The sequence below is a fragment of the Streptomyces sp. NPDC091412 genome (assembly GCF_044756885.1).
GTDB lineage: Bacteria > Actinomycetota > Actinomycetes > Streptomycetales > Streptomycetaceae > Streptomyces.
This window is the reverse complement of record NZ_JBIVTV010000035.1, coordinates 1-11,200: the sequence shown is the minus strand read 5'-3', so window position 1 is coordinate 11,200 and position 11,200 is coordinate 1. Positions and strand designations below refer to the sequence as shown.

The window sequence follows — 11,200 nt, the reverse complement described above, 5'->3', positions numbered from 1 at the left end:
CCGGGTGCCGCGCCGGACTCGGCATCGGACGTCGCGCCGGACGCCCTGCCCTCACCGCCACGGCCGGTCGCCCGGTGAGCATTTCAGCCAAGCTGGGGCTCGATTCCATATCTCTCCAGGACCGTTGATATCAAGGTAATTGACTGATTTTGTACCCGGTCGTGACCGGATCCGACGTGTTCGAGATCCCGACAGGGGGCATTCCTGCAGGTCAGCGAAGTGTGACAGAAGGTGTGTCTGGGACGTTTCATACCGCGACACGGTGGAGTGGCCTGGTGGAGAGTCGTCGCGGCCCGCTCAAGAGTGCGGTACCGTCCATCGTCGTGAGCCTTGTACGTCGCTGTTCGCGCACCGCTTGCGGCCGTCCCGCCGTAGCGACGCTGACGTACGTCTACGCCGACTCGACCGCTGTCCTCGGCCCGCTCGCCACCTACGCCGAACCCCACTGCTACGACCTGTGCGCCGAGCACTCCGAGCGCCTCACCGCGCCCCGGGGCTGGGAGGTCGTCCGGCTCCTCGACGGCTCCGCTCCCGCGCGGCCCAGCGGAGACGATCTGGAAGCGCTTGCCAACGCCGTGCGCGAGGCGGCCAGGCCCCAGGAACGGGCGGCCGAGGCCGGTGGCGGCGCACGTACCGCGGACCCGATGGAGGTCGCCCGCCGCGGCCACCTGCGCGTGCTCCGGTCGCCCGACAACTGACACCGGGCAGCCCGCGAAATCCTTCCGCCACCCTCGGCCCTCGCCTCCGCCGCCTTCTGTTCGCATGCCGACGGTAGTTTGTGGTGACCGATAGGACCTCAGAAGGGCTGGCCGTGGCTGCTGATCTGTCGCAGATCGTGAAGGCGTACGACGTACGCGGGGTGGTCCCGGACCAGTGGGACGAGCCGCTGGCCGAACTCTTCGGGGCGGCCTTCGCCCAGGTGACCGGCGCCGACGCCCTCGTGACCGGCCACGACATGAGGCCCTCCTCGCCCGGCCTGGCCCGGGCCTTCGCCCGCGGCGCGGCACGCCACGGCGCCGACGTCACGGGGATCGGCCTGTGCTCCACGGACCAGCTGTACTACGCCTCCGGCGCCCTGGACCTGCCCGGCGCGATGTTCACGGCCTCGCACAACCCGGCCAGGTACAACGGCATCAAGATGTGCCGCGCGGGCGCGGCCCCCGTCGGCCAGGACTCCGGGCTGGCGGAGATCCGCGAACTGGTCGAGCGGTGGCTCGCCTCGGGCGCCCCCGAGCCGGCCGCCCGGCAGGGGACGATCAGCCGGCGCGACACGTTGCGTGACTACGCGGCGTACCTGCGCTCCCTCGTCGACCTGGACTCCCTCCGCCCCCTGAAGGTCGTCGTCGACGCGGGCAACGGCATGGGCGGCCACACGGTCCCGACCGTCTTCGACGGTCTGTCCGTCGACCTCGTCCCGATGTACTTCGAACTGGACGGCACCTTCCCCAACCACGAGGCCAACCCCCTGGACCCGGCCAACCTCGTCGACCTCCAGAAGCGGGTCCGCGCGGAGGGCGCCGACCTCGGCATCGCCTTCGACGGCGACGCCGACCGCTGCTTCGTGGTCGACGAGCGCGGCGAGCCGGTCTCCCCGTCGGCGATCACCGCGCTGGTCGCCGCCCGCGAGCTGGCGAGGAACGGCGGCAAGGGCGTGATCATCCACAACCTCATCACCTCCTGGTCGGTCCCGGAGGTCGTCGAGGAGAACGGCGGCACGCCCGCCCGCACCCGCGTGGGCCACTCCTTCATCAAGGCCGAGATGGCGAGGACCGGCGCGATCTTCGGTGGCGAGCACTCCGCGCACTACTACTTCAAGGACTTCTGGAACGCCGACACCGGCATGCTGGCCGCCCTGCACGTCCTCGCGGCCCTGGGCGGCCAGGACGGCCCCCTGTCGGCCCTCGTCGCCCAGTACGACCGCTATGCCGGTTCCGGCGAGATCAACTCCACGGTCGACGACCAGGCCGCCCGCCTCGCCGCCATCAGGTCGGCCTACGCCGGCCGCGCGGACGTCACCCTCGACGAACTCGACGGTCTCACCGTCACCGCCGCCGACTGGTGGTTCAACGTCCGCCCGTCCAACACCGAGCCGCTGCTGCGGCTGAACGCCGAGGCCCGTGACGGGGCGACGATGGCCAAGGTGCGGGACGAGGCACTGGCGATCATCCGGGGCTGAGGGGCCGTCCACCCCCGTCAGGGCGGCGTCCGGGCGTGCGGGCCCCGGCCCGACCCCGCCACGCCGCCCCCACCGGCGGTACCCTGACCAGGCACGTCCGTACGACCGCACCGACGCACCCACCCCGCCCGCCCGAAGGGAAACCTCATGCCGCTCGAAGCCGGCCTTCTGGAGATCCTCGCCTGCCCGGCCTGCCACGCCCCCCTCAAGGAGCAGGACACCGAGCTGGTCTGCACCGGGCAGGACTGCGGTCTGGCGTACCCCGTCCGCGACGGCATCCCCGTCCTGCTCGTCGACGAGGCCCGCCGCCCCGCGTGACGCAGACCCGTCCGGAAGAGGCCCAGCGTCTCGCCCGGACGGGCTCCGCTGTCCGCACGAAGACGACCCGGCGCTCGGTGCCCGATCGGGAGGCTGCCGCCCATGCTCGACGAATCGCTGCTCGACGCCCCGGAGGGGCTCGCCCAGGCCGACCGCCGCGGACTGCTCCGCGGTGCCGCCGAGGCCGGCGCCCGCGTCCGGACCGCCGCCCGGAACGCCGCCGAGGTCGGCGTGAGCGGCCTCAGGCCCGACGGCCGCCCCCGCGCCGTCCTGATTGCCGGCCCCGGCGCCGCCGCCACCCACGCGGCCGACCTGCTCGGCACGCTCGCAGGCGCGGGCAGCCCCGTGACCCGGCTGGCACCCACGGGCGTGGCCTCCGCCGCCGGAGCCCTGCGCTGGGAGCTGCCCGGCTGGGCAGGCTCCGTCGACCTGCTGCTGATCGCCACCCCGGACGGCACCGAGCCGAGCCTGTCCCTGCTCGCCGAGCAGGCCTACCGGCGCGGCTGCACGGTCGTCGCCGTGGCCCCGGCGGGGACCCCGCTCGCCGAGGCCCTCGAGGGCGCCCGCGGCCTGTTCATCCCCATGGCCACGGCCCCCTACGACCACGGCGAACCCCTCGCCGGATCCGCCCCGGGCGTCCTGTGGGCGCTGCTCACGCCGCTGCTGGCACTCCTGGACCGCGTCGGCCTGCTCACCGCCCCGCCCGACTCCCTGGAAAGGGCCGCCGACCGGCTGGACCACATCGCCGAACGCTGCGGACCCGCCATCGTCACCTACAGCAACCCGGCCAAGACCCTCGCCGCCGAACTCGCCGACGCGCTGCCGGTCATCTGGACCGAGGGCGCCTCCGCGGGCCCCGCGGGACGCCGGTTCGCCGCCGGGCTCGCCGAACTGTCCGGCATCCCCGCGATCGTCGCCGAACTGCCCGAAGCCCTCGCCGCGCACACCGCGCTGCTCGCCGGTCCGCTGGCCGCCAGCGCCGACCCGGACGACTTCTTCCGCGACCGCGTCGAGGAGCGGCCCGCCCTGCACGCGCGCGTGGTGCTGCTGCGCGACCGCCCGCTCGGCGGCCTGACCGCCGCCCCGGCCGCCCGAGACCTGGCCCTCAGCCACGACACGCCGATCAGCGAGCTGGAGCCGGACCCCGGCGACGATCTCGAGACCCTCGCGGAACTGATCGCCGTCACGGATTTCACCGCCGTTTACCTGGCGCTCGCCTCCGGCACCTGATCTGTCCTTGAGCGCAGACGAGAACAGCCAAGAACGCTGAGACCGCCGAGAACGCCGAGAACAGCCCAGAACCGCAGAGAGAAGCGCATGGACCGCCTCGACAACACGATCCGCCCCTACGCCTGGGGTTCCACCACCGCCATCCCGCACCTGCTGGGTGCAGAGCCGAGCGGCGAACCCCAGGCGGAGCTGTGGATGGGGGCCCATCCGGGCGCACCCTCGCGCACCGCACGCGGCACCCTCGCCGAGGTCATCGAGGCCGGCCCGGAGGAGGAACTGGGCGCCAGGACGGTCGCGAAGTTCGGCCCGCACCTGCCCTTCCTGCTCAAGATCCTCGCCGCCGGCGCCCCGCTCTCCCTCCAGGTCCACCCCGACCTGGCACAGGCCAAGGAGGGATACGCCGACGAGGAGCGCCGAGGCGTCCCCGCCGACGCCCCGCACCGCAACTACAAGGACGCCAACCACAAGCCCGAACTGGTCTGCGCGCTCACCGAGTTCGACGGCCTGTGCGGCTTCCGCGCGCCGAACCGGGCCGCCGAACTGCTCGACGCCCTCGGTGTCGACTCCCTCAAGCCATACGTCGACATGCTGCGCGCCCGCCCCGAGGAAGCCGCCCTGCGCGAGGTCCTCACCGCCCTCCTCACCGCCGACCGCGAGGAGATGGCCGCGACGGTCGCCGAGGCCGCGGCCGCCTGTGCCCGCCTCGGCGGCGACCACGCCCCCTACGCCGGCATCGCCCGCCACTACCCGGGCGACCCGGGCGTGCTGGCCGCGATGCTCCTCAACCACTTCCGCCTCAAGCCGGGCGAGGCGGTCTTCCTCGGCGCCGGCATCCCGCACGCCTACCTCAACGGCCTGGGCGTGGAGATCATGGCCAACTCGGACAACGTCCTGCGCTGCGGCCTGACCCCCAAGCACGTCGACGTCCCCGAACTCCTGCGCATCGTCCGCTTCGAGGCCCGCGACCCCGGCATCCTGTGCCCGGAGGCCGGCCCGGACGGCGAGGAGGTCTACGACACCCCCGTCGACGAGTTCCGCCTGTCCCGCTACGTCCTGCCCGAAGGCACCGACGCCGAACGCGACCTCACCCTCGACACCCCGCAGATCCTGCTCTGCGCGGCCGGCTCCGTCCGGGCCGGCGAACAGGAACTCGCCCCGGGACAGTCCGTGTTCGTCCCCGCCGACGAAAAGACCGAAGTGTCCGGCACCGGCACCTTGTTCCGGGCCACCGTCGTCGTATGACCGCGCGGGCGGCGGCCCAACGGGCCGCCGCCCGGGTAACCGTCGCCGAACCGGGCTGCGACAATGACCCACCGGCCGAGGACTGGCCAAGGCCGCAAGCGAGCACGACGGCGAAGGGACAACGCGAACAGATGAGCGCGTCAGGCGGCACCAAGGCGATCATGGCGGCACTCGGCGCCAACCTGGCCATCGCGGTAGCCAAGTTCGTGGCATTCGCCTTCAGCGGCTCCTCGTCGATGCTCGCCGAGGGCGTGCACTCCCTCGCCGACTCCGGCAACCAGTTCCTGCTGCTGATCGGCGGCAAGCGGGCCCAGCGCGAGGCGACCCCGCAGCACCCCTTCGGATACGGCCGCGAACGGTACGTCTACGCCTTCCTCGTCTCCATCGTCCTGTTCTCCGTCGGCGGCATGTTCGCCATCTACGAGGGCATCGAGAAGATCCGCCACCCGCACGAGGTGGAGCACTGGTACTGGCCGGTGGGCGTCCTCGTCTTCGCGATCGTCGCCGAGGGCTTCTCCTTCCGCACGGCTGTCAAGGAGGCCGACGCACTGCGCGGCAAGCTGTCCTGGCCGCAGTTCATCCGCCGCGCCAAGGCCCCCGAACTGCCGGTCGTGCTCCTGGAGGACTTCGGCGCGCTGATCGGTCTCGTCCTCGCCCTCGGTGGTGTGGGCCTCGCCCTGCTCACCGGCGACGGGCTCTGGGACGGCATCGGCACGGTCTGCATCGGCGCCCTGCTCGTACTGATCGCCCTCGTCCTGGCCGCCGAGACCAAGTCCCTGCTGCTCGGCGAGGCCGCCGGCACCGACGTGGTCCGGCAGATCGAGACCGCCATGGTCGACGGCGACACCGTCACCGGCGTCATCCACATGCGCACGCTCCACCTCGGCCCCGAGGAACTGCTCATCGCCGCCAAGGTCGCCGTCCAGCACGACGACACGGCCGCCGAGGTCGCCGCCGCCATCAACGCCGCCGAGGCCCGCATCCGCGACGCCGTGCCCATCGCCCGCGTCATCTACCTGGAACCGGACATCTACAGCGAGGCCGAGGCGGCCAAGGGCCCGGACCGCGAGGCCACCCCGGGCGGACCCGCCCCGCACCCCACCGGCCACTGATCCCGGCCGCCCCCGGCGGCGATCACGAGGCCCCGCGAACGGTCCTGTGTGTCCGGACACGGACTGTGGGCCGCCGCGCTTCGCGGTGTAGCTTGGGACGGAGCCAGACGTCGCTGCTGATGGCGGTCGGGCGGCCCGAGCAGAGGCCGGCCGAGGGAGAGAGGGCCTCCGACGGACTGCGCTGCGCGCACGAAGGCACACCTGTGACCTCTTCGGGCACCCTGTGTCCGCCGCCGCGCAGATCAGCCGTACCCACCTCGCCCCAACCCCGAGGAGCAGCACCCCATGACGACTGTCGAGAACCGACAGGACTTCAAGGTCGCCGACCTGTCCCTGGCCGAGTTCGGCCGCAAGGAGATCTCCCTCGCCGAGCACGAGATGCCGGGCCTGATGGCGATCCGCGCGGAGTACGCCGAGCAGCAGCCGCTCAAGGGCGCCCGCATCACCGGCTCCCTGCACATGACCGTGCAGACCGCCGTCCTGATCGAGACCCTGACGGCCCTCGGCGCGCGGGTCCGCTGGGCGTCCTGCAACATCTTCTCCACGCAGGACCACGCGGCCGCCGCCATCGCCGTCGGCCCCGACGGCACCCCCGACGACCCGCAGGGCATTCCGGTCTTCGCCTGGAAGGGCGAGACCCTCCAGGAGTACTGGTGGTGCACCGAGCAGGCGCTGACCTGGCTGGACAGCCCCACCGGCGGCCCGAACATGATCCTGGACGACGGCGGCGACGCCACCCTGCTGGTCCACAAGGGCGTCGAGTACGAGAAGGACGGCAAGGCCCCCTCGCCCGACACCGCCGAGTCCGACGAGCACCGCGTCATCCTGGAGCTGCTGAACCGCACTCTGGGGGAGAACCCGCAGAAGTGGACCCAGCTGGCCTCCGAGATCCGGGGCGTCACCGAGGAGACCACCACCGGCGTGCACCGTCTGTACGAGATGCAGCGTGAGGGCACCCTCCTCTTCCCGGCGATCAACGTCAACGACGCGGTCACCAAGTCGAAGTTCGACAACAAGTACGGCTGCCGGCACTCCCTGGTCGACGGGATCAACCGCGCCACCGACGTCCTGATCGGCGGCAAGACCGCGGTCGTGTTCGGCTACGGCGACGTGGGCAAGGGCTGCGCGGAGTCCCTGCGCGGCCAGGGCGCCCGCGTGATCATCACCGAGATCGACCCGATCTGCGCCCTCCAGGCGGCGATGGACGGCTACCAGGTCACCACGCTGGACGACGTCGTCGAGACGGCCGACATCTTCGTCACCACCACTGGTAACAAGGACATCATCCTCGCCTCCGACATGGCGAAGATGAAGCACCAGGCCATCGTCGGCAACATCGGCCACTTCGACAACGAGATCGACATGGCCGGCCTTGCCAAGGTCCCCGGCATCGTCAAGGACGAGGTCAAGCCGCAGGTCCACACCTGGACCTTCCCGGACGGCAAGAAGATCATCGTGCTGTCCGAGGGCCGCCTGCTGAACCTGGGCAACGCCACCGGTCACCCGTCGTTCGTGATGTCCAACTCCTTCGCGGACCAGACCCTGGCTCAGATCGAGCTGTTCACCAAGCCCGACGAGTACCCGACCGGCGTCTACGTGCTGCCCAAGCACCTCGACGAGAAGGTCGCCCGCCTCCACCTGGACGCCCTCGGCGTCAAGCTCACCACGCTGCGCCCCGAGCAGGCCGCGTACATCGGCGTGGAGGTCGACGGCCCGTACAAGTCGGACCACTACCGCTACTGACCACCACCGAGCCGCACCCCGCGTCTCAGCCAGGTCCTTCGAGGCAGGCCCCCGCACCCCCGTGTCGGGGGCCTGCCCCTTTCGGCCGGACCGGCGGTCTCGACCGGACCGGCGGCCGTCACGCCCGCCTGCCCGCAGTGCCGAAGCGGCCGGACCACCCCGTCACACCCCAGGACCCCCATGCCCCGCGGCCGTTATTCGCTCCACGATCCGCACGATCACACCCCCCTCGCGGAAGAGCACTTCCAGTGCGCCCCCGGCCCCTCCGGCTGGCGCTACGTATCCCAGCTGACCACCCCCTCGGGCGCTCATCACGGCTCCGTCGACCTTGCCCTCGACGACCTCGGCCGCCCCATCCGCCTCGAACTCCACGCGGGAGGCTGGCAGGTGCGCGGTGCCGCCCTCGACGGCGTCACCTGGGTCCGCACCGACCCCACCGGCATCCATGCCACCGAAGGCACTGCGCGCGCCCACGCCTTCACCGGCACATCCCCCGCGTTCCTCATCGCCACCGCCCGTCTCCTGCGCCTCACCCCCTCCGCCCCCGCGACCCGCGTCCGCCTCGTGGCCTTCACGGATCCGGTCCTCGCCCCCCGCACCGTGGACCAGTCCTGGGCTCTGGTGGAAAGAGAAGCACACGCCACTGACAGCGGCCCGCTGACCGTGGACGAATACCAGGTCACAGCCCTGGACACGGGCGAACAGCACACCGTGCACATCGCCGGGGACGTGGTTCTGGCGGCCCCCGGCATCGAGTTGGAGGACCTTCAGTCACCCCCGTCGGTCTTCGACTCCTGAGGCTGCGGGGCGGGGAAGGCCGGGGGAGTGCGGAGAAGGTTGACGGACCCGGACCGGCCGACGTGTCAGGCCGGCGGCACGAACCCGGTACCGGGACGCTCGGTCGGCGATGTGTCCTCGGACGCCGCGTGCTGCGACGGGAGGCCCGTGGACGGGGCGCCCCAGGCCGGGGTCTCCTGGGGCGTGGCGGGTGAACCCTCAGCGGCGGATACGGGGGTCCCCGACGGCTCGCCGACGCCGTAGGCCGGCGGCCGCGGCACGCCGTGGGCCGGCGGTTGCGGCGCCGGGAAGCCGGGAGCACCGGGCGCCGCGCCGGACCCGGCGGCCGGGACGCCGGCCCCTCGGGCGGACGCACCCGTCGCCGAGCCGCCGCCGAACGCGCGCCGGGCCTCACGCGCCTGCCGCTCCTGCAACACCGCCGCCAGATACATGGCCGGCGGAACCTCGCGCGGCGCCGGAGTCCCGGTGCGGGCGGCGAGATCGGCGGCGAGCCGTTCGGCCATGCTCCAGCCGACCTGCGGATCCAGAGTCTGCATCCGCGTCAGGTACTGCCGGACCGCCAGCCACAGCCCGTCGGGAACCGCCGACAGATCGAGAGCGGAGAAACGCCCCGCCAGCCAGGGCGGCGGCGGAGGCACCGCGGTCGCCTGCCCGGCCGGCACCCGCTCCCGTACGACCAGGGTGCCCGCGAACACGTCTCCCAGCCGACGCCCCCGCGACGACACCAGCGAGGCGATGCAGGCGACGACCCCGAACGTCAGCAGAATCTCGGCCACACCGATCGCCCCACGCACGAGCGCGTGCCGGAACCGGATCGGTCCGCCGTCGTCCCGCACGACCCGAAGCCCGCATGCCATCTTCCCGAGCGACCGCCCGTGGCTGAGCGTCTCCACGGCTATCGGCCCCCCGACCAGCACGAGGAGAAACGCCGCGATCGAGACCGCGATCCGGGCGGCCTCGTCCAGGGAAGCCGTGGACGCCATGAGAGCCAAGGACACGGCGATGTAGACCATCACCGTCACGACGAGGTCGAGGATCACCGCCAGTGCCCTGCTGGGCAGCCTCGCCGGGCGCACCTCCAGCGCCACGGCCTCACCCGTCACCAGCTCACTCACGCCCGTCGTCCTTCCCCTGGCCTGCCCCGAGAACGGCCAGTCTGCCAAGCTGAGGGCGATCGCGCCGCAGTGGGACAAGCGGAAACAGCCGACGAGTTGTCGAACAACCAGCCGAGGAGCAGGCAGACACGATGGACCTGGACGTCTTCGTCTCCGCCCACCGAGCGGAATGGGACCGCCTCGACACCCTGCTCCGCCGCCGACGCCGGCTCACCGGCACGGAGGCCGACGAGCTCGTCGCCCTCTACCAGCGCACCGCCACCCACCTCTCCCTGATCCAGTCCAGCGCACCCGACCCGCAGCTGACGGGCCGGCTCAGCCAACTCGTGGCGGCCGCGCGCAGCGCCGTGACCGGGACACGCCGCGCCTCGTGGCGGGACGTCACCCGCTTCCTGCTGGAGGGCTTCCCCGCGGCGGTCTACCGGGCCCGCCACTGGTGGGTTCCCACCGCGCTCCTGTCCACCGTGGTCGCCGCGCTCCTGGGATGGTGGATCGGTACGCACCCCGAGGTACAGGCCGCGATCGCGGCCCCGAGTGAGCTACGGCAGCTGACCCGCCCCGGCGGCGAGTACGAGACCTATTACTCCAGTCACCCCGCGGCCGCCTTCGCCGCCCAGGTCTGGACGAACAACGCCCAGGCCGCAGCGATGTGCCTGGTCCTGGGCGTCTTCCTGGGACTGCCGGTCCTGTGGATCCTCTTCCAGAACATGCTCAACCTGGGTGTGGGCATCGGCCTGATGTCCTCGGCAGGACGGCTCGACACTTTCCTCGGTCTCGTTCTCCCGCACGGTCTGCTCGAACTGACGGCGGTCTTCGTCGCCGCCGGTACCGGGCTGCGCCTCGGCTGGACGGTCATCGATCCCGGCCCCCGCTCCCGCCGCATCGCTCTCGCCGAAGAAGGCCGAGCCGCGCTGGGCATGGCGATCGGCCTGGCCCTCGTCCTCTTCGTCTCCGGAGCCATCGAAGGCTTCGTCACGCCGTCGGGCCTGCCCACCTGGGCCCGCATAGGTATCGGGATCATCGCTGAGCTGGCCTTCCTGGCCTACGTCTACGTCCTCGGCGGTCGAGCGGCACGGGCCGGCGGTACAGGGGACGTTGCGCCAACCGAGCGAAGCGCGACCGTGCCGACGGCCGCCTGATGTGCGTTTGGGGCCGCTGAGCTGCTACTCTCCTCTTCGCCGCACCGGAGCCGTTGACACGGGTCGGGTGAGGAGGTAGATTCAAACAGTTGCCCGGAGATGGACATGGTCCACGAGGGTGACGGTGAGCATCTATCTGCTTCTGTACATGTCGACAAGATCGATCATGAAGAAGCCTCTCCCGACGAATCGGAAACGAGGGCCGGTCAGACTGGCTCAAAAGTTCTGATAAAGTCGGAACCGCCGGAAAGGGAAACGCGAAAGCGAAAACCTGGAAAGCACCGAGGAAATCGGATCGGAAAGATCTGATAGAGTCGGAAACACCGA

The 11,200-nt window shown here is 71.6% G+C and carries 10 protein-coding genes; 9 read left to right on the top strand and 1 reads right to left on the bottom strand.

Annotation, left to right across the window (positions count from 1 at the left end):
* The first annotated feature begins 275 nt into the window (after positions 1-275).
* The 8 genes from ACIQMV_RS37695 to ACIQMV_RS37660 all read left to right on the top strand — a co-directional run bounded on the left by ACIQMV_RS37695 (position 276) and on the right by ACIQMV_RS37660 (position 8,619).
* Positions 276-698: a DUF3499 domain-containing protein gene (locus tag ACIQMV_RS37695; protein ID WP_141360459.1), complete on the top strand. Its 423-nt coding sequence runs from the start codon at positions 276-278 to the stop codon at positions 696-698.
* Between the two features lie 113 nt (positions 699-811).
* Positions 812-2,176, top strand: a complete 1,365-nt coding sequence (locus tag ACIQMV_RS37690; protein WP_402597592.1) for a phosphomannomutase/phosphoglucomutase — start codon at positions 812-814, stop codon at positions 2,174-2,176.
* 147 nt (positions 2,177-2,323) lie between these two features.
* Positions 2,324-2,494, top strand: coding sequence for a Trm112 family protein (locus tag ACIQMV_RS37685; RefSeq protein ID WP_141360461.1), 171 nt, complete (start codon positions 2,324-2,326; stop codon positions 2,492-2,494).
* A 102-nt stretch (positions 2,495-2,596) separates the two neighbouring features.
* Positions 2,597-3,724 carry an SIS domain-containing protein gene (locus ACIQMV_RS37680; protein WP_402597591.1) on the top strand — a complete coding sequence of 376 codons (1,128 nt, stop codon included), beginning with the start codon at positions 2,597-2,599 and terminating at the stop codon, positions 3,722-3,724.
* An 87-nt stretch (positions 3,725-3,811) separates the two neighbouring features.
* Positions 3,812-4,966, top strand: coding sequence for a mannose-6-phosphate isomerase, class I (gene manA, locus ACIQMV_RS37675; RefSeq protein WP_402597590.1), 1,155 nt, complete (start codon positions 3,812-3,814; stop codon positions 4,964-4,966).
* 131 nt (positions 4,967-5,097) lie between these two features.
* Positions 5,098-6,078: a cation diffusion facilitator family transporter gene (locus ACIQMV_RS37670; protein ID WP_388475439.1), complete on the top strand. Its 981-nt coding sequence runs from the start codon at positions 5,098-5,100 to the stop codon at positions 6,076-6,078.
* 285 nt (positions 6,079-6,363) lie between these two features.
* Complete coding sequence (gene ahcY / locus ACIQMV_RS37665; RefSeq protein WP_402597589.1) at positions 6,364-7,821, top strand: adenosylhomocysteinase; 1,458 nt, start codon at positions 6,364-6,366, stop codon at positions 7,819-7,821.
* A gap of 180 nt (positions 7,822-8,001) precedes the next feature.
* Positions 8,002-8,619 carry a hypothetical protein gene (locus ACIQMV_RS37660; RefSeq protein WP_402597588.1) on the top strand — a complete coding sequence of 206 codons (618 nt, stop codon included), beginning with the start codon at positions 8,002-8,004 and terminating at the stop codon, positions 8,617-8,619.
* 65 nt (positions 8,620-8,684) lie between these two features.
* Here the strand turns inward: ACIQMV_RS37660 and ACIQMV_RS37655 are convergent, their stop codons facing one another.
* Entirely contained in the window at positions 8,685-9,734 is a 1,050-nt protein-coding gene (locus ACIQMV_RS37655; RefSeq protein WP_402597587.1) for an RDD family protein, read from the bottom strand.
* A gap of 131 nt (positions 9,735-9,865) precedes the next feature.
* Between ACIQMV_RS37655 and ACIQMV_RS37650 the strand changes: the two genes are divergently transcribed.
* A complete protein-coding gene (locus ACIQMV_RS37650; RefSeq protein WP_402597585.1) occupies positions 9,866-10,873 on the top strand; it encodes a stage II sporulation protein M in 1,008 nt (335 codons plus the stop codon).
* Positions 10,874-11,200: the final 327 nt, after the last annotated feature.